The sequence below is a fragment of the Chryseobacterium sp. FR048 genome, from assembly GCF_056844665.1.
The window spans coordinates 42,027-60,761 of record NZ_JBXDSE010000014.1 but is presented as its reverse complement, the minus strand read 5'-3'; the positions used below and the strand labels follow the sequence as shown (position 1 = coordinate 60,761).

Annotated in this window: 17 protein-coding genes; 4 read left to right on the top strand and 13 right to left on the bottom strand. The window is 38.0% G+C overall.

Translation table 11 applies throughout. From position 1 onward, the window contains the following. Positions 1–30: 30 nt before the first annotated feature. The 13 genes from AC106K_RS26595 to AC106K_RS26535 all read right to left on the bottom strand — a co-directional run bounded on the left by AC106K_RS26595 (position 31) and on the right by AC106K_RS26535 (position 15,186). Positions 31–2,247, bottom strand: coding sequence for a hypothetical protein (locus AC106K_RS26595; protein WP_482448651.1), 2,217 nt, complete (start codon positions 2,245–2,247; stop codon positions 31–33). Position 2,248: 1 nt separating this feature from the next. After that, positions 2,249–2,803 (bottom strand): LptE family protein, encoded by a 555-nt coding sequence (locus AC106K_RS26590; protein ID WP_482448650.1) that lies wholly within the window; start codon positions 2,801–2,803, stop codon positions 2,249–2,251. Between the two features lie 57 nt (positions 2,804–2,860). Beyond that, a complete protein-coding gene (locus AC106K_RS26585) occupies positions 2,861–4,150 on the bottom strand; it encodes a sigma-54 interaction domain-containing protein (RefSeq protein ID WP_482448649.1) in 1,290 nt (429 codons plus the stop codon). Between the two features lie 36 nt (positions 4,151–4,186). Further along, positions 4,187–4,984, bottom strand: a complete 798-nt coding sequence (locus AC106K_RS26580) for a tetratricopeptide repeat protein (RefSeq protein ID WP_482448648.1) — start codon at positions 4,982–4,984, stop codon at positions 4,187–4,189. Beyond that, positions 4,956–5,474: a hypothetical protein gene (locus AC106K_RS26575; protein ID WP_482448647.1), complete on the bottom strand. Its 519-nt coding sequence runs from the start codon at positions 5,472–5,474 to the stop codon at positions 4,956–4,958. The genes AC106K_RS26580 and AC106K_RS26575 overlap by 29 nt, the downstream gene beginning before the upstream one ends. A 6-nt stretch (positions 5,475–5,480) precedes the next feature. Further along, the gene (miaB, locus tag AC106K_RS26570; RefSeq protein WP_185290183.1) at positions 5,481–6,917 is read right to left on the bottom strand and encodes a tRNA (N6-isopentenyl adenosine(37)-C2)-methylthiotransferase MiaB; all 1,437 of its coding nucleotides are present in this window, start codon (positions 6,915–6,917) and stop codon (positions 5,481–5,483) included. Between the two features lie 85 nt (positions 6,918–7,002). Next, positions 7,003–7,782 carry a hypothetical protein gene (locus AC106K_RS26565; protein ID WP_482448646.1) on the bottom strand — a complete coding sequence of 260 codons (780 nt, stop codon included), beginning with the start codon at positions 7,780–7,782 and terminating at the stop codon, positions 7,003–7,005. Beyond that, positions 7,775–8,194, bottom strand: coding sequence for an energy transducer TonB (locus AC106K_RS26560; protein ID WP_482448645.1), 420 nt, complete (start codon positions 8,192–8,194; stop codon positions 7,775–7,777). The genes AC106K_RS26565 and AC106K_RS26560 overlap by 8 nt, the downstream gene beginning before the upstream one ends. Before the next feature lie 18 nt (positions 8,195–8,212). Continuing rightward, positions 8,213–8,692: a hypothetical protein gene (locus AC106K_RS26555; RefSeq protein WP_482448644.1), complete on the bottom strand. Its 480-nt coding sequence runs from the start codon at positions 8,690–8,692 to the stop codon at positions 8,213–8,215. A gap of 137 nt (positions 8,693–8,829) precedes the next feature. Continuing rightward, positions 8,830–10,563, bottom strand: a complete 1,734-nt coding sequence (locus AC106K_RS26550) for a thiamine pyrophosphate-dependent enzyme (protein ID WP_482448643.1) — start codon at positions 10,561–10,563, stop codon at positions 8,830–8,832. A 253-nt stretch (positions 10,564–10,816) separates the two neighbouring features. Continuing rightward, positions 10,817–12,019 (bottom strand): diaminopimelate decarboxylase, encoded by a 1,203-nt coding sequence (gene lysA, locus AC106K_RS26545; protein ID WP_174774481.1) that lies wholly within the window; start codon positions 12,017–12,019, stop codon positions 10,817–10,819. A 260-nt stretch (positions 12,020–12,279) separates the two neighbouring features. Continuing rightward, entirely contained in the window at positions 12,280–13,503 is a 1,224-nt protein-coding gene (locus tag AC106K_RS26540) for a 3'-5' exonuclease (RefSeq protein WP_482448642.1), read from the bottom strand. 156 nt (positions 13,504–13,659) lie between these two features. Continuing rightward, positions 13,660–15,186: a helicase HerA-like domain-containing protein gene (locus tag AC106K_RS26535; RefSeq protein ID WP_482448641.1), complete on the bottom strand. Its 1,527-nt coding sequence runs from the start codon at positions 15,184–15,186 to the stop codon at positions 13,660–13,662. Positions 15,187–15,369: 183 nt separating this feature from the next. Here AC106K_RS26535 and AC106K_RS26530 point away from each other — a divergent pair, with 183 nt between their 5' ends. The 4 genes from AC106K_RS26530 (at position 15,370) to AC106K_RS26515 (ending at position 18,713) form a co-directional block, all read left to right on the top strand. Continuing rightward, positions 15,370–16,395 carry a hypothetical protein gene (locus tag AC106K_RS26530; protein WP_482448640.1) on the top strand — a complete coding sequence of 342 codons (1,026 nt, stop codon included), beginning with the start codon at positions 15,370–15,372 and terminating at the stop codon, positions 16,393–16,395. A gap of 212 nt (positions 16,396–16,607) precedes the next feature. Further along, a complete protein-coding gene (locus tag AC106K_RS26525; protein ID WP_482448639.1) occupies positions 16,608–18,017 on the top strand; it encodes an MBL fold metallo-hydrolase in 1,410 nt (469 codons plus the stop codon). Positions 18,018–18,021: 4 nt separating this feature from the next. Continuing rightward, positions 18,022–18,393, top strand: coding sequence for a rhodanese-like domain-containing protein (locus AC106K_RS26520; RefSeq protein WP_482448638.1), 372 nt, complete (start codon positions 18,022–18,024; stop codon positions 18,391–18,393). 20 nt (positions 18,394–18,413) lie between these two features. Then, complete coding sequence (locus AC106K_RS26515) at positions 18,414–18,713, top strand: thioredoxin family protein (protein WP_047097250.1); 300 nt, start codon at positions 18,414–18,416, stop codon at positions 18,711–18,713. The last annotated feature ends 22 nt before the right edge of the window (positions 18,714–18,735 follow it).

The window sequence follows — 18,735 nt, the reverse complement described above, 5'->3', positions numbered from 1 at the left end:
GGTACAGCGTCTGAACTGTACCTTTTTATTTTAGTTTTTACTTCTGAAATCTTTAATATCCTGAATCTTTGATTCGAAATATTCTTTCTTTTCAGGATTCTTTTTGATCAGTATTTCAAATGCTTTGATGGCTTTGGTATAAAGTTTCTGTTCGAAATAAAGATTGGCAAGAGTTTCTGTCATCAAGTGGGAAATATCATCATTTTTCTCTTTCACCACATAGGTACTCTCTTCTTTTAACTGACTGATTTTAGGGTTATTTTCGATAAAAGTTTCAATAGCTTTTTCTTTAATCACCTCTTTTTCTTTTTCAACTTCTTCTGTTTCTGTTTCTGTTCTGTCGATTTTCAGCCAGCTTTGCCATGTATTGATAAACCCGGGAACATTACTGTCAGCGACAGAGGGAGCTTCATTCTTCATAACGGCTTCCTGAACAGGCTTTTCTTCTGAAGATTCTTTTTCTTGATCAGCCTGTTGTCTTTGTTCAACGCTGAGACTCGAAATATCTGTTCCAAAGAATGAAACATTCATTACCGGAACTTCTTCGTCTTTTACAACAGGAACATCAGTATGTTCTGTAATATCTTCTGTATTCTGAGGCAATTCTTCCTCTTCGGTTATTTCTTCTACAACAGGCAGCTCTTCTTCAGGAGCAGCTTCTGGTTCGTTTTCTGCTTTTTTAGAGTCTGTATTTACTTCTTCAGTAACAGGGATCTCTTCTTCTGAAACTTTTGCTACAGGCGCTATTTCAGCTGTTTTGTTGAGTAAAGAATCCGGTACATGAGCCTCTACACTCATTGGTTTCCATGCAGATTCAACTTCAGGGGCTTCTGGTTCTGCAATTTTTTCTTCGGAAGTTTCTATAGCTAACTGATCCTCAACCTCAATGTTTTCTTCCTGAGCCTGTTGATCTTTTGTTTCTTCAGATACCGGAGAATCATCACTGGTAGACCAGAAATGGAAATTCTGTGTTTCTGCAAAGCTGATTTCGTGATCCGCAACCTGTTCTGCTTCCTCTTTTTCCTGTTGAGGAACAGCTTTGGTCTCCTTCATCTTTTTCTCCACCTCCTCAATCAGGCGTCTCATTTCCTCCTCATGTTTATTGACATTCGGGGAGGTAATTTCAGCCGTTTCTGTAACTTCTTCGTTGTTGGTCTTTATTTTTACATCTGGTAAGAAAGCATCGGTTCCATGGAAGCTTACTTCAGATTCAGATTCAACCTCAGGAGCTTCTGTTTCTTCCACTGAATCTACCTGATTTTCAGAAGCTGTTTCAACTTCTATTGGCTCTGAAGCTGTTTCTTCAGTATTAACTTCCTGAGATATAGGTTCTATTTCCTGAAAGCTTACGTGATCTTCTTCTTCAACTTTTACCTCTTCAGGTTCAGATGAAATTTTATCTTCGTTAATTACCGTTTCAGCGCTAAAGTTTTCTCCTGCATTTTCTTCTGTTTCCGTTTGTACTTCTTCTGTACTCAGGACAGGTTCTGCTTCTATTACCGCTTCAGCTGTACTCTCTTCAACATTTACTTCCGGAAGTATAGGTTCCGTCTCCTCAAAGCTAACATGGTCTTCTTCTTTAACTTTTGCTTCTTCAGACTCAGATGAAATTTTATCTTCGTTAATGACAGTTTCAGCACTAAAGTTTTCTCCCGTATTTTCCTGGATTTCTGTTTGCTCGCTCTGCTGTTCGTTCTGTACAGAATTTGCAACGAGTTCAGCTTTCTGTGTTACCAGTGTTCCTGATTCTAATGTGGATTCAAGATCGATTGTGTCAGAATTTTCTTCGTTCAGGAAGTTTTCCTCACCTTCAAACAGAATTCTGTTACGCTCTCCATTTATATAGATATGCTTTATCTCATGCGATGTTGGTAATGCACATGCTTCCTCCTCTGTATTCTTTTCAGCAGAATCTACTTCTCTCTGAATAGGGAAGGCTTTATTTTTATAAGCCAATTGAGCCGCCTTTTCAAGCGTTTTGGAAGGAATTGCTTCTACAACAGGTTTTTCCTGTCTGATCTTTCCGTTGATCAGCTGATAAAGAATCTTTTTATCTGTGGTATAAGCAGCAGTGGTAGAAAGCTCTTTCTGATAATTTTCTTTTTCATACAGGTGTACTCCATACAGATGAAGTGCCCTGATATTTTGAATATAAGGAAAAGTATGAATCTCCTCTTTCAGAAGACCAAGATCTTCCAACTGAATATTTTTCGGATTTTTTATTAATTCTAAAACTCTCGGATTCATCTTACCAATTCGCTACAATGTCATTAAACATCTTATTAATAATCCTATCGGTAACAATTTTCACCTGTGAGGTTTCAATATCACTCTGTGATAAATTGCTGTTGAAAGCTGCTTCATCAGTATACGTTCTGTCAAAACTTTTATCCGGCTGTACTTTGTTTTCACAATGTACTTTCACCGTGATGGTCAATTTATTCTGAGCCTGCTGTATAACACCACCTGAAGGATTCGTCTGGGTGTTTGAACTGATCGTGGTAGGCGTGATTGAATAATCTGTAATCTCTCCTTCTATCAGAATATCAGGATTTTCTTTGGTTCCCTTCAACGTTGTTCTCTGTAAGAATCTGTTTTGAACATCTGTAGAGAACTGTTGTGATAAGGCAGGGTTTACAAGAGGGGCATTATTAGGGAATTCATTGATCTGAATCGTCTTTTCGCCTTTCAGGGATGATCCCGCCGTAAAGCTATAGCATGAATGTAAAGTTCCCAGCAAGGCTAAAAGTACCCCTACCAGCATAGACTGTCTCAGATTAATATTTTTGATCTTACTATTCATTTTTCTTATTTATTTCGCATCTTAGTTGAATCCCGGAATCCTTTTAGGCTCAGGATATTAATCTTCCAGATTATACTGTTTTATTTTTCTGTATAAAGTTCTCTGTGAAATTCCCAATTCATCAGCAGCTCTGTTCCTACGTCCTTTATGCTTCTCCAGCGCCTTGATAATGAGATCTTTTTCATTATTCTGAAGGGAAAGAGACTCCGGTCTGTTTTCTTCCACTTCAATATCCTCAATATCTTCATAGCTATCTTCCGGAGCTGAAATGATTGTTGGAGTCTGAACAGCCGGTGAATCGTTATTGTTTTCAAAATACAGCAAAGAGCCTGAGTTTACCTGCGGCTGGCTTTCCGGAGTATAAATCCTGTTGATCAGGTTCTTCTCATGACTGCTCAGGTCACCGGCACCTCTGTTTTTGATCAATTCCGAAGTTAAGGATTTTAAATCATTAATATCATTCCTCATGTCGAAGAGAATTTTATACATAATTTCTCTTTCGCTTCCGAAATCATTTTGCTTGGGTGTACTCGGTGTATTTACCACCATCGGAAGGTGGGTTTCCATTGGAATATACTCAGCCAGTTTCTCGGCTGTGATATTTCTGTTTCTTTCCACAACGGTCATCTGCTCAACCAGATTTCTCAATTGGCGGACATTCCCCGGGAAAGCATAATTTTCGATATAATGAACGGCACTTGGCTCCAGCTCGAGCTCCGGCATTCTGTATTTTTCTGCAAAATCTATTGCAAATTTTCTGAACAGCAAATGAATGTCTCCTTTTCTCTCTCTTAAAGGCGGCATATCGATCTGAACGGTATTCAGACGATAATACAGATCCTCACGGAATCTTCCGTCATGGATGGCCTTCATCATGTTGACATTGGTAGCTGCCACAATTCTTACATTGGTCTTCTGGACCTGGGATGAACCCACTTTCATAAATTCTCCGCTTTCCAAAACTCTTAAAAGACGAACCTGCGTCTGCAATGGCAGCTCTCCTACCTCATCCAGAAAAATAGTTCCACCGTCTGCTACCTCAAAATATCCTTTTCTGGTCGCTGTAGCTCCTGTAAAAGCTCCTTTCTCGTGCCCGAATAATTCGGAATCAATTGTTCCTTCGGGAATCGCCCCACAGTTCACCACAATATACGGTTGGTGCTTTCTTCGGGATTCTGAATGGATAATCTTCGGAATAAATTCTTTTCCCACTCCACTCTCTCCGATAACCAATACGGAAATGTCTGTGGGAGCTACCTGGATTGATTTTTCCAGGGCTCTGTTGAGTGCCGGAAAATTCCCGATAATTCCAAAGCGGTTTTTTATGTTTTGTAACTCGTTGCTCATAAGTAAATTTTTGATTATTGATCTAATGTTAATCTTCTACAGTTCAGCGATCTGCTTTCTGTAGACTTTGTTGAAATGATGAGTGTAAACGTCCTTCATAACCTTTCCATCATCATAGGTTTTTAATGCTAACATTTTCAAATCCAAATAATCTTTGTTTCTGATCTTAGAAACTTTACTTTTAAAGTATATGTTCTCGGCAAAGTCGTATTCTTTGCTTTGTTTTTCAAAATTTTCCAGGGCTTTGTCATATCTTCCCAACTCAAAATAGGTCACCCCCAGTTGGTAATGATCAAACAAACCTTTTACATAGCCTCTTGTAACCAGAAGTCTTTCAATAATTCCTGCCGCTTTTTCTTTCTGTCCTAAAGCACTATATGACATCGCTTTTACGACTTCCAGATGGTAATCTCCATTTAAGGATCTTCCTAAATCTTCAGGATAATATTGTTTAAGGGTTTCCAGATCCTGAATAGCACCGCTATAATCCCTCAGAAACTGGAATTTGCACCAGCCTCTGTAGCCAAGATGTATTTTAGGATCTAAAGCAACAGCCTTATCAATCAGAATCTTCCAGGTAGAAAAGTCCCCGTTTTTAAGGTAGGGAACCGCTTTCTCCATATAAGCACCGGAGAAATCCGGACAGAGCTCAATCGCTTTATCAAAGCCTTCCTGTGACTCTGCAGAACCTTGTAAATCTGAAGCCCAGTTGTATAACTCACAAGCTTTTTTGCAGTTCTCACCCTCTACTGCATTACAGTTGACCTGTGCAATAGTATTGGTGTAAACGATAAGCAACAAAAAGCTAAGGTAATACCTCTGAAACTTTTCCATTTTCAATTTTATAGGTTAAATACTGATAATAATCTACTTTTAAACCTTTTATCTCTTTCGGCATCCAGCCATCCAGTGATTTTGTGAACTTTAACAGCTTATTTTCCAGTTCTTCATCCAGGCGCATCTCTTTCAAATCCGAATTCAAATGCGTGAGTCTGAATCCCCCTGTCTTTCCTTCACAATTTACTAAAAATCTAACGGTAATATAACCATTGATCTTTTTTTCTGAGAATATATTTTCTTTTTTAAGTTTTTCTACGATGGCGATCTTTTCTCCCTTATAATCAAATTCCTTTGAACCATGATAATATTGAAAGCTAAAAGGTCTGTCCTTTCCTGCTCCACATTTCTTAAAACCAGCTTCATCAGATTTTTCATCAAAGGATATATCTCCTACAGTCCCCGGGTACTTACTGATGTTCTTCTCTGTCTGGCAGGAGACCAGACTAAAAGAAAACAAAGCCAACAGGCAGACCGCTTTTGTCAAAACTTATTATTCTGTAATCCTACCTAAAAGTGTGCCCTGGGTGTTGTCATAGACAAAAACGTCCACAATGTCACCTATTTTCTGACCTTCAAGTTTATCGAAAACACATACAGCATTCTGAGAATTTCTTCCCTTCCACTGATTTTCGTTTTTCTTGGAAGTTCCCTCGATCAGGATCTGATGCCTCTTTCCTACATAAGATTTCATTCTCATTCTGGAAAGTTCTCCCTGAAGGGCAATCACCTCAGCAAGACGTCTCTGCTTCACATCAGCAGGAATATTGTCTTCCATTTTCTTGTGAGCAGGCGTTCCTGGTCTCTCGGAATAAGCAAACATATAACCGTAGTCATATTCTACTTCTCTCATCAGGCTTAGTGTATCCTGGTGATCTTCTTCTGTTTCATTGCAGAATCCTACGATCATATCCTGAGAGAAAGCTACTTCCGGAACAATTTCTTTTGCCTTTTTGATCAGCTCAAGATATTCTTCACGGGTATGCTGTCTGTTCATCGCTTCAAGCATATTATTGCTTCCGCTCTGTACAGGAAGGTGTACATATTTACAGATATTATCATGTTTTGCCATCATCCTGAACACCTCCAGGCTCATGTCCTGAGGGTTGGAAGTGGAAAATCTGATTCTCATTTCAGGAACTGCTTTTGCCACAAGATCAAGCAGGTGTGCAAAATCTACTGCTGTAGCTTTCTGCATTTCAGAAGCTTTTGCAAAGTCTTTTTTAGGACCTCCTCCATACCACAGGTAAGAATCTACATTCTGTCCTAAAAGGGTAATTTCTTTATATCCGCTATTCGCGAGATCTTTACATTCTTCAATGATAGAATGCGGATCACGGCTTCTCTCTCTTCCTCTGGTAAACGGAACGACACAGAATGTACACATATTATCACAACCTCTGGTAATGGTTACAAAGGCCGTAACTCCGTTTCCTCCTAAACGTACAGGATTAATATCGGCATAAGTCTCTTCTTTGGAAAGAATAACGTTGATAGCATCTCTACCGTCATCTGTTTCTTTCAAAAGGTTTGGTAAGTCTCTGTAAGCATCCGGTCCTACCACAAGGTCAACCAATTGCTCTTCTTCCAGGAATTTTGTTTTTAGCCTTTCCGCCATACAACCCAAAACACCCACCGTCATGTTGGGTTTTTCTTTTTTCAGGTTTTTAAACTGGGAAAGACGCATTCTTACCGTCTGCTCAGCTTTTTCACGAATGGAACATGTATTCAACAGGATAAGGTCAGCTTCTTCTACTTTCATTGTTGTATTGTAGCCCTGTTCGTTTAGAATGGATGCAACAATTTCAGAGTCAGAGAAGTTCATCTGACAACCATAGCTTTCTAAAAACAGTTTTTTAGAATTTTCCGGTCTTTCAGCAATAGCAAATGCTTCGCCCTGTTTAGTTTCGTCTATATATTTTTCCTGCACGACAATCAATTTTGGGTTCGTAATTGGAGATCACGAACAAATGAGTCTGCAAAGATACAAAATATTGTGACAGAATGTCAGGAGATTATCGGTATCTGTTATTATGAAAATTTCGATTCATGATTCGGTCCTTGTCATCCAACTCTACCTGAAGGTCAAACTGCTGAAGAAGAGGCTGTCTGATTCTATATCTGACTGGAATATTATTAAATGTAGCAGGATTCCATTTCCCTTTTATCTTAGATAGGCTATTGATAATATCTTTCTTGTCATAGTCAGAAAAATCACCTTCAATCTTGAAGTCTTCCATTTCTCCATTTTCATTAACAACAAATGTCAACCAAGCTCTTTTGTCTTCATTTTTCTTTATGTATCTCTCAAAAATGGATTTAATCTCAAATCCAAAAGCTTTCATTCCTTTTTTATAAGTTGCAATTTCCTTTTCGTTTTTACTTGGATCATCTTTGGAATTGACTAAATAAAAAGGATTTATTTCAATTTTGGCAATTGCCCCAATGAATTTCCCGTCCTCTTTTGCTGGCATCCATCTTTTGAGGTGGGGAATAATTTTACGGCTGAAGTCAAATGCACATTTGTTTTTTTGAATATTTATAGTATCAAAATCTTTAACATAGTTGATGGTTGAATTTTCATACACAAGAATCTGTACACTATACCGTTCTTCACTTCTTTCACAAGGCTGCAACTTTTGTTCTTTAACAATCTTTACAATCTCTTTATTTAATTGATTTAATCCACCAGCGTAAAAATCTTGACCGTAGGGATATTTATCCAAAACCTCATTTTGAGCAAAAATTAATTTTGTTGTAAAGAAAATAATAAGAAACAAAATTTTTTTAATCATGATCATAGGTATTATTATTAAACCTGATTTTCATGATGGCCTTAGAATCTACCGGAACACCGCCTTTTGTTGCAGGACTCCATTTTCCTTTTACTTTTTTAAGGGCATACTTCATATCATCAACGAACATTTCATTGTTTTTGAATTTAGGAAGTACATCCAGTTTATCAATTTTACCTTTTGAATTAATATTAAAAATGAAGGTCACTTCGCCCTGGATTGCATATAAAGCCACATCAATATAAGCATGAACCATGTTCAGAAATTCTTTTCTGAATGCTTCTTCCCCACCAGGAAATTCTGCTTTTTGGAAATCAGCGCTGCTTTGGTATTCGTATTGGGCTGTTGCGGCCTGCGAAAATGCTTTACTGCTTAGCATCAGTAAAGGTAAAATTAAAAGATATTTTTTCATGGTTAAAGTTAGATGATCTTACATATCCACTGATACGGAAGAAAAGTTTATATTCATTTTTATCTGTGAAGCTACAGGTTTTCCTCCACATGATGCAGGCGTCCAGTTCTTCTTGATTCTTCTTACAACATACTGCATATCGTCAAAGAAAACACCGCTGTTCGCTACTTTAGGCATTCCTTTCATATCAATGACTTTTCCTTTGGCATCAAGGATTAAGGTAAATGTAAAATCTCCTGCCAACGAATAAAAATCCGAGTTAAGGTAAGCATACATATATTTGTTCAGTATATTTTTATAGGCAGCAACTCCTCCTTCATAGGCTGCAGGTTTAAAGTCATTACATTTCACAGCAATCTGCATAAACGGCTCTTTAATATCTATTTTTAAAATATTTTTATTGTTTTCATTGATAAAAGAGTCATCTCGTTCTTCCTGATCCTGAGCAAATGAAAAATTTGCTACGCAAAGAGCCAAAAATAAGAGTATCGTTTTCATAATTTATTTTATTATAAGTTAAATATTAAGCAAAGGTAAATATTTACCTGATGTATAAAAAAGAAAAACTTCACACAAAATGTGAAGTTCTATAGGGCTCTTTATAAAAACAGCCCTCTATCATTATGTATTCCTATCTACAAAAGTCCTTTGATGTGTTTATAATTGCTTTTTACCGTTTCAAACACCTCATCCATTTTTCCGCCGAGCATGAGTTGTGTCATCGACTTTGTCATCCCCATAATCTGCTCAAATTCAATTTTGGGAGGAAGTGCCAGGGCATTAGGATTGGTGAAAATATTCAAAAGGTAAGGACCTTTGTGCTCCAGACATTCCTTGATTGCTCCTTCCACCTCTTCGGGCAGGTGAACATTTCTCCCAGGATACCCCATTGCATGGGCCACCATGGCAAAATCCGGATTGATCATATCCGTTTCATTATCAGGCATTCCGCCGACCTCCATTTCCAGCTTTACCATTCCTAAGGTTCTGTTATTGAAAACGATTAACTTTATTGGTAATTTATACTGAAAAATAGTAGCCATATCTCCCAATAACATAGAGAGTCCGCCATCTCCACACATGGCGATCACCTGTCTTTCCGGATGTGACAACGCTGCTCCGATAGCCATTGGCATTGCATTGGCCATCGACCCATGATTAAATGATCCTAACATTTTCCTTTTACCCGTTCCTGTAATAAATCTGGCTCCCCAAACACAACACATTCCGGTATCTACGGTAAAAACAGCATCCTTTTCGGCCAGACGATCTAAAGTATGGGCTACATATTCAGGTTGGATTGCATTCTCTTTTCCAAAATCTTTTACATACTCCAATTGATTTTCTTTCACTTTATCATAAAAAGCCAATTGTTCATTAAGAAAATGAGCATCTGTTTTTTCTTCCAGAAGAGGAAGTAATGCTTTAATGGTTTCCCGGACATCTCCTGTAAGTCCCAATTCCAGTTTTGCTCTTCTTCCTAATCTCTCTGCACTTTCATCGATCTGTACAATCTTATTTTTTACCGGCATGAATTTCTGATACGGAAAGTCTGTCCCTAAAAGAATAACAAGATCTGCTTCATGCATCGCATGATAAGCTGATGGAAGCCCCAATAGCCCGGTGAGTCCTACTTCATTAGGATTATTAGGCTGAATATCCATTTTTCCACGGAACGAATAACCTACAGGTGCTTTTAAAAGTTGAGCCAGTGTGATCACTTCAGCACTAGCCTCGGCAGCTCCTATCCCGCAGTAAAGGGTTACCTTCTTACTTTCATTTACAAGGCCTGCAAGACTTCGAAGCTCATCATCTGAAGGTCTTATAACGGGATTGGTTTTAAAGATTTGTGTGGAAGTAGTCGCTTCTTCTGCTTCCAGCTCAGAAACATCTCCCGGAAGGCCGATTACAGCCACTCCTTTTTTAGATATAGCATGTTGAAGGGCCGTCTGAACGGTTCTCTGCACCTGCTCCGGACGGGTAATCATCTGATTATAATAGCTGCAATCATCAAACAGTTTTATGGTATTAGTTTCCTGAAAGTAGTCCATTCCCATTTCGTCACTGGGAATTGTAGAGGCAATCACCAGCATAGGAACATGAGACCGGTGCGCTTCATAAACCCCATTGATCAGATGAACATGTCCCGGACCACAACTGCCTGCACATACGGCCAACCCATCCAGCTCTGCTTCTGCGGCAGCGGCATAAGCCCCAACTTCTTCGTGTCGTACATGAATCCATTGGATACTGCTTTTTTTGACCGCAATATTAAGATGATTGAGACTGTCTCCCGTTACTGCGTAAATTCTTTTCACATTGGCATTTTCGAGCATTTCAACAATCTGCTCTGCTATGTTTTTCGCCATAATTATTCTATTTGGTGGTTGTTTGTTATGAATATTGGTGTTCGGCAGGAATACAAATACTCCTATCTCTATCAAATTTAGCTAATTAAATCGGATTTCTAATATGACATTACTGTTAAAACCTGTTAGGTTTAATATAAAGAATTCATAAGGATCTTTCAATATGACAAACAACACAGAACACGCATTGCTACTGGCATTAAAAAAGGATCGGCTGCCCTTTGGGCAGCCGATCCTTCTATTGTCTATTGACTTACATTACCACTTCGATCTGGTTTCTCAATAAGTCTTCAAATTCATCTCTCTTACGGATCAGGTGAGCTTTTCCATCCAGGAATAGAACTTCTGCAGGTTTCAGTCTTGAATTGAAGTTGGAACTCATTTCAAAACCATATGCTCCTGCATTGTGGAACGCCAGAATATCACCTTCTCTTACTTCATTCAGTTTTCTGTCCCACGCAAAGGTATCTGTCTCACAAATATTTCCTACTACTGTATAAATTCTTTCTGCTCCTTTAGGATTAGAAAGGTTTTCAATCATATGGTAAGAATCATAAAACATCGGGCGGATCAGATGATTGAACCCTGAGTTTACTCCTACAAATACGGTAGCGGTAGTCTGCTTGATCACATTAGCTTTTACTAAAAGGTAACCGCTTTTCCCTACCAGGAATTTCCCTGGCTCAAACCATAATTCGAATTTTTTTCCTGTAGATTTTGAGAACTCAGAAATCACTTTTTCTACTTTTTTCCCTAATGTTCTCACATCAGTTTCTTCTTCGCTGTCCTGATAAGGAATCTTGAACCCACTTCCCATATCCAGGTATTTCAGGTTCGGGAAATGCTCAGAAAGTTCCAGCATAATCTCCAGCGCCTGAAGGAATACATCAGGATCTTTGATTTCACTTCCTGTATGCATGTGAAGTCCTTCTACATTCAGGTTGGTACTTTTCATCACTCTTTCGATGTGACGCACCTGGTGAATGGAAATACCGAACTTGCTATCGATATGCCCTGTTGAAATTTTATAGTTTCCCCCGGCAAAAATATGCGGGTTGATTCTTACTAAAATAGGATATGTATTTCCGTATTTATTCCCGAATTGCTCAAGAATAGAAATGTTATCAATGTTAATATGAACTCCGAAAGTCATTGCCTCTTCTATTTCTGCCAGGTCAACACAATTGGGTGTAAACAATATTTTTTCTTTCGAAAAACCTGCTTTTAATCCAAGTTTAACTTCATTAATAGATACACAATCCAAAGAAGCACCCAGGTTCTTGACATACTTAAGGATATTGATGTTCGTCAATGCCTTCGCTGCATAGAAGAACTTCGTATGTTTTAAAAAAGAAGATGTAAGTTTCTCGTATTGAACTTTGATAGACTCAGCATCATAAACGTACACGGGTGTGCCAAACTCATTGGCAATCTTTAATAATTCTTTTGAATTCATAATTTCATTTTAACATAAAAAAAGGCAGATTCTTCGTAAAAGAGCCTGCCACATTGATTATTTTTTATGCAAGACAAGTCTTTTAAATATTCCAAACCTTAGAGAACTTTACAGCTCCCTTTTTTCCAGTTTTATTTTGTTTAAAATTTTGCATTGCTTCTACTTATTTTTTTACAAAAATACTATTTATTTTTTATTTCGAGAAAATTGATTTGAAAACCATCTTCTTTCTGAGAACATATAAGGTATGAATTCCTTTATTATTTCGGCAACGGTAACGTCTCAAAATCACCACGTAAAAGAGCCAGCTGCAATTCATTATTCAAATCTGTGGAAGACAGCGGAAGGTCTATTTTCAGTTTAGCCAGCTTACTCAGCGTTTGAATCTGGGTAAACAGTTCATAAAAACCAAAGGACACCACTTTTCCGTTTTCAATAATCAAAAACAGTTTTTCACCCAGTTTTCTTCCTGTTCCCAACCAAAGCTCATTTCTTTTTCGGAACTCTATCTTTTGTTTCAGAACTGCAAAGTCATTGTACTCTTCCTGAGCGCTCAAAAACTGAACCGCTTTTGTTCCCTGGGTAAAGGATCTGAATTTCAGTACAGGTTTTTCGGTTTTATTAAGTTTATTTTTTTCAACAACATATTTATTGTTTCTGAAATAAAGACCGAAAGGTAAAACCTCTTTCTTTTTAATATTCTTGGAGTTCAGAATCAGCTTGGCAATAATATCCGTTCCTGTAAGTTCAAAATTGATCTGTTCAACGCCTTTCTGGATCGGTTCCCATTTTTTTGATTTGGAATTAAAAACTTTTTTTGAAAATTTATTAATATCCTGAACATAATCTGAAAATATAATCCTGCCGACTTCATCCTGGAAATAGACAAATCCTTTTTCGTTAGGCAGATCCTGCGTCAGTTCTTTGATCTTATTGATATAAGTTTTTGCATTAGATTCCTCATGCTGCTTCTGGATGATCTCGTTTTCGGTATCTTTCGAGATCAGCAGTTTGAAAAGCTCTAATGTCGCTCTAGCATCCCCTTCTGCCCTATGGTGATTGGTCAAAGGAATTCCTAATGATTTTACCAGCTTGCCAAGAGAATAACTGACTTCATCCGGAATCAACTTCTTAGCTAACGGAATGGTATCTAAAGTGTTGATTTTAAAATCATAACCAAGCCTTTTGAATGATTGGCGAAGCATTCTGTAATCGAAATCGATATTGTGCCCTACCAACGTTGTATTTTGCGTAATCTCAATGACTCTTTTGGCTATTTCATGAAATTTCGGGGCAGTTTTTACCATTTTGGGAGTGATACTGGTCAGTTTCTGAACAAAAGGAGTAATATCACCTTCCGGGTTTACCAGTGAGATAAACTGATCTGTAATTTTCTGACCATCATACCTGTAGATGGCAATATCGATAATGCACTCATTTCTATAACCTGCACCATTACTTTCTATGTCTATAATTGAATACATTGATTTTCCCGTTAACTGCTTTTTTATTTATTAATTTCTATCTCTACTTTTTTTCGCCATGTCGGCAAAACTTTCCCCATTTGTAAAGTATAACCTGCTAAAGTAACAAAAAATATGTCAAAACATAGCAGGTTACAGTAGATTATATATTCATCATTATCTTTTTCGGCCTCCCAATCCCAACATTCCAAGAATAGCTTTTGCGCCTTCTCTCATTAATGTATTGGTAAAAGTTCTTCCTGCCGAGCTTTGCAATACCTGCTCAAACATTCCCGGTTCTTCTTTTACCGGTCTTGATCTTTGGGTAGAAGTAGGATTCTGAGCGGCCTGCTCCATTCTGCTGGTCAGCATTTCGTAAGCAGATTCTCCGTCTATAGCCTGTTCATATTTGGCCACCATAGGAGATCTTCCTGTCAGCTCTGCTATTTCTGCTTCATTCAAAACATCCATTCTGGATTCCGGAGAGATCAGGTAAGTATGCACCAATGGCGTAGGAATTCCTTTTTCATCCAGTGCAGTAACAAATGCCTCACCAATTCCCAGATTCTGGATCAGACTTGAAGCATTATAATATTCTGTAGTAGGATAGTTTTCAACTGCTTTGGAGATTTCTTTTTTATCTTTTGCGGTAAACCCTCTCAAGGCATGCTGTATTTTCAATCCCAGCTGAGACAATACATTTTCAGGAACATCCCCTGGAATCTGAGTAATGAAATAGATCCCTACTCCTTTGGAACGGATCAGCTTTACCATTGTTTCGATCTGTGAAAGAAGGGCTTTTGAAGCTTCGTCAAAAATCAGGTGAGCTTCATCAATAAACAGAACAAGCTTCGGTCTTCCGCTATCTCCTTCTTCAGGGAAAGTCATATAAATCTCAGCAAAAAGCGAAAGCATAAAGGTAGAGAACAGCTGTGGTTTATTCTGAATTTCTGCTACTCTCAGGATATTTACCACTCCTTTTCCATCTCTTGTCTGCAGAAGATCCTGTACATCAAAGCTTAATTCACCGAAGAAATCCGTTGCGCCCTGTTGCTCCAAAGCCACAATAGATCTCAAGATCGCCCCTAAAGAAGCCGGTGCTATCGATCCGTAATTGGCAGCAAGTTCGGCTTTTCCCTGAGCATTATCGGTAACATATTGTAATACTTTTTTCAGATCTTTCAGATCGATCAACGGCAGACCTTTATCATCGCAATATTTAAAGACAATAGACATAATGCTTTGCTGGGTATCATTCAATTCCAGAATTTTACTTAGCAAAACAGGTCCGAATTCTGTAACCGTAGCTCTTAGTTTCACTCCTTTGCCTCCGGAAATAGTCATTAATTCAACCGGAAACCCTTGTGGAGTATAAGGCAGCTGTGTTTTGGCATATCGCTCTTCAATGATTGAGTTCATCTGCCCCGGTTCTGCAATTCCGGAAAAATCTCCTTTAATATCCAGTACAAGAGAGGGAATTCCTGCATGGGAAAGCTGTTCTGCAAATACCTGCAGGGTTTTGGTTTTTCCTGTTCCGGTTGCTCCTGCAATAAGGCCATGACGGTTAATTGTTTTCAAAGGAATGGTTACATTCACTTCAGGTATCACTTCCCCATCCAGCATTCCTTTTCCTAATATAATATGTTCTCCTTTTGGAGTATATCTCGCGTTTAATTCTTCAATAAATTGTGCTTTGTCTGCCATTTGATCGCTTTTTTTAACTTATAAATATAAAAGTTTTTGTAAAATATTTAATCATTAAAGTAATATTAAACCGTTAAGTTTTATTTTTAGCTTTAATCAATTAATGTTTACCTTAGTCATTAAAAATAATGCCATATCTACTCTTATATGATTCTATTTAAAAAAAAATTACTCCTTGTTTTTTTGCTTTTATCTGCAATTCTATTTTCCCAGCAACGGAAAAGCCCTACAGATTTAAAGGTAAAAGGAGATTTTACACACCCTTCTACGTCTGTTGTTTTCCCTGCTTTATGGTCTGGATTCCAAAGAGAATCAGTCTATTCCTATGACCTTCAGAATAATCATTTAGCGATAGGCTACGTTCAGCAAAAGGACAAAAAAAACCGGACCGCCATCACCCTGTACATCTATCCAAAAAAATCAATTGACAACCAAATTCTCAGGGATTCTTTTTCAGCGTATGAATATGCCCTTAATCAGAACTCAAATAAAGGGACTGATCTGAAGCCTTCATTTGGAAGCATATCCAATGATCAGGTAAAAATACATTACATCTACTCCATATTTGATCATTCAATGGGTTCTCCGGATTTTTTTAGAGGCACAAAATACACGGCAAAGCAATCGCTTCTTTCAATTTATGAATGTGGCGGATGGAGTTTTAAAATACGGGTATCAAGTGATGATATGACCAAAGATCAATTGGCTGAATTAAAAGATAAGATAGAAAACTATTTTGAACTCCTGAGTATTGCTACAAAAAGACCACTTCCTATCGAAAAAACGCCGGACATTATTCTGTCGCCGGTTATAAAAAGAGACTCCATGATGATGAATTCAACGATTGCTGCTGCGCAATCCAAAATTGAATGGCTGGGTAAAAACTTAGAAAAGAGAGAGCTTTTAACTGGTTTTAATGACATGAAGATTGAATCGGAAGTTTACGCTATTGAAAAAATGCTGGAGTTTTATAAAACCCACGAAAAAGACTGGCCGATGCATGATGATACTAAAAAATATTTTACAGAAATGCTCAGGATTGCTGACAATGACAGGATTAAAGATCATATTTATTACAAATATAACGGACTGATCAACTATGAAGAAGGCTTTTCCAAAAAGGACGATTATATTCAGTTCAAAATAGATAAAGACATTTCAGAAAACACCAATGAGCTATTCTATAAAATATTCTATAGACTGGAGTAAATAAAGACTTTACCGATTGGCTTGGCAAGAAGAACATGATAAAAAACAGCATTTCCCGATTACCATTATGTAAGGCATTCTTTTTGCTGAAAAATAAAGAACATTAAACGTACGTTTAACACAGTATTGAAAGAAACTATCAATGGGATTTAACATTTCATTTAGAATTTATCTAATACTTTGTATCTTTAACTCATTAAAAAAAGACCCCAATGAAAATTGAACAAATATATACGGGCTGTCTGGCTCAGGGCGCCTATTATATTGTATCAGAGAACGAAGCGGCTATTATTGATCCGCTGAGAGAAGTAAAACCTTATCTGGATCGTCTGGAAAAAGACAATGTCACTTTAAAATATATTTTTGAAACTCACTTTCACGCAGATTTCGTTTCAGGACACCTGGATCTAAGCAAAAAAACAGGAGCTCCTATTGTATACGGACCTACTGCAGCACCGGAATTTGAGGCTATCATTGCAGAAGATCAGCAGATCTTTGAAATTGGAAAAATAAAAATAAAGGTTCTGCATACTCCTGGTCACACTATGGAAAGCAGCACTTACCTTTTAATTGACGAAAATGGTGTTGAAACTGCTATTTTTACAGGAGACACCCTGTTTTTAGGAGATGTAGGAAGACCAGATCTTGCTCAGAAAGCAACCAACCTTACTCAGGAAGATCTTGCAGGGATTCTGTATGACAGCCTTCAGAACAAAATTATGCCGCTGGATGACAGCATTACGGTATATCCGGCTCACGGTGCCGGCTCAGCATGTGGAAAGAATATGCAGAAGGAAACCGTGGATATTCTTGGGAATCAGAAAAGAACCAATTATGCACTTAATCAGCCTGACAAGGCTTCTTTCATCAAAGAAGTATTGGATGGCCTTACTGCTCCACCTCAATATTTCGGAATGAACGTAGCTATGAACAAAGGTGGCTATGAGAGTCTGGATGTGGTAATGAACAAAGGTCTAAACCCGGTAGATCCTAAAGATTTTGAAGCATTAGCTGAAGAGACAGGAGCATTAATTTTAGATACCAGAGGAGCAGCAGATTTTCATAAAGGATTTGTTCCGAACGCTATCAATATAGGACTAAAAGGAGACTTTGCCCCTTGGGTGGGTGCTATGATTGTAGACGTGAAGCATCCTATATTATTGGTAACCGATGAAGGAACTGAGGAAGAAGTTATTACAAGACTCAGCAGAGTAGGTTTTGATCATGTAGTAGGCTATTTAAAAGGAGGCTTTGAAGCGTGGAAAAATTCGGGTAAAGAAACTGACGAAGTTAAAAGAATTTCTCCGGCTGAATTTGCTGAACAGTTTACAGAAGGCTCAACAGTAATTGATGTCAGAAAACTGACTGAATATTCTGCAGAACATATTGACAATGCTTACAACAGACCATTAGATGCGATCAATGACTGGGTAAGAAGTATTGATGACAAAGAATATTTCTTCCTTCACTGTGCAGGAGGCTACAGAAGTATGATTGCAGCAAGTATCCTGAACGCACACGGAATCAGAAACTTCACTGAAATTGAAGGCGGTTTTAACGGCATCAAAAAAACAGAAAAATTCCCGACAACGGATTTTGTCTGCCAATCCAAAACATCATAAGGTTATGAAGATTTCAATTTCCGGAATTCTTCTGGCATTGGTTTTTACGCTAAGTGCCTGTAATACATCTCATGTAGCAGATATTCCAAAAGCCAACATCAAAGAGGTAGTAACCAGTTCTGATGTCACTTTGGTAGACGTAAGAATCCCGGAACAGTATGCTGCAGGAACGGCAAAAAATGCGATCAACATTCCTTTGGCCGATATTCAGAACAATATTGAATCGTTAAAAGGAAAAAAAGTAGTTGTTTTCTGCAACAAAGGAATTCAGGCGGATCAGGCCATGGAGATATTGAAGAAAAATGGTGTAGAAGCTTATGACGGGACCACCTGGAAAAACGTAAAAGCGATCCAGGAGGAAGCCAACCGAAAATAAATGAATAAAAAAACAAAACTATGTCACAGAAATTTCAGGAAATCATCAACTCCGAAAGGCCCGTACTTATTGACTTTTTTGCCACATGGTGCCAGCCATGTAAAGTACAGTCTTCGGTTTTAAATACAGTAAAAGAAAATATTGGCGAAGGAGCCAGAATCATCAAGGTGGATGTAGATCAGTATCCTGCTCTGGCAGCCCAATATGGGGTACGGGGAGTTCCTACCTTAGCAGTCTTCAAAAACGGAGAGCTTCTTTGGAAGGAAAGTGGTGTACATGATGTCAACACTCTGACACAACTTCTACAGCAATATATTTAAGATATTTAAGCTAAAAATAAAG

Bases quoted from the DNA above. Each gene is read 5' to 3' on its own strand.
- AC106K_RS26595 (WP_482448651.1), bottom strand. From the start codon at position 2,247: ATGAATCCGAGAGTTTTAGAATTAATAAAAAATCCGAAAAATATTCAG.
- AC106K_RS26590 (WP_482448650.1), bottom strand. From the start codon at position 2,803: ATGAATAGTAAGATCAAAAATATTAATCTGAGACAGTCTATGCTGGTA.
- AC106K_RS26585 (WP_482448649.1), bottom strand. From the start codon at position 4,150: ATGAGCAACGAGTTACAAAACATAAAAAACCGCTTTGGAATTATCGGG.
- AC106K_RS26580 (WP_482448648.1), bottom strand. From the start codon at position 4,984: ATGGAAAAGTTTCAGAGGTATTACCTTAGCTTTTTGTTGCTTATCGTT.
- AC106K_RS26565 (WP_482448646.1), bottom strand. From the start codon at position 7,782: ATGATTAAAAAAATTTTGTTTCTTATTATTTTCTTTACAACAAAATTA.
- AC106K_RS26560 (WP_482448645.1), bottom strand. From the start codon at position 8,194: ATGAAAAAATATCTTTTAATTTTACCTTTACTGATGCTAAGCAGTAAA.
- AC106K_RS26555 (WP_482448644.1), bottom strand. From the start codon at position 8,692: ATGAAAACGATACTCTTATTTTTGGCTCTTTGCGTAGCAAATTTTTCA.
- AC106K_RS26550 (WP_482448643.1), bottom strand. From the start codon at position 10,563: ATGGCGAAAAACATAGCAGAGCAGATTGTTGAAATGCTCGAAAATGCC.
- lysA (WP_174774481.1), bottom strand. From the start codon at position 12,019: ATGAATTCAAAAGAATTATTAAAGATTGCCAATGAGTTTGGCACACCC.
- AC106K_RS26540 (WP_482448642.1), bottom strand. From the start codon at position 13,503: ATGTATTCAATTATAGACATAGAAAGTAATGGTGCAGGTTATAGAAAT.
- AC106K_RS26535 (WP_482448641.1), bottom strand. From the start codon at position 15,186: ATGGCAGACAAAGCACAATTTATTGAAGAATTAAACGCGAGATATACT.
- AC106K_RS26525 (WP_482448639.1), top strand. From the start codon at position 16,608: ATGAAAATTGAACAAATATATACGGGCTGTCTGGCTCAGGGCGCCTAT.
- AC106K_RS26520 (WP_482448638.1), top strand. From the start codon at position 18,022: ATGAAGATTTCAATTTCCGGAATTCTTCTGGCATTGGTTTTTACGCTA.
- AC106K_RS26515 (WP_047097250.1), top strand. From the start codon at position 18,414: ATGTCACAGAAATTTCAGGAAATCATCAACTCCGAAAGGCCCGTACTT.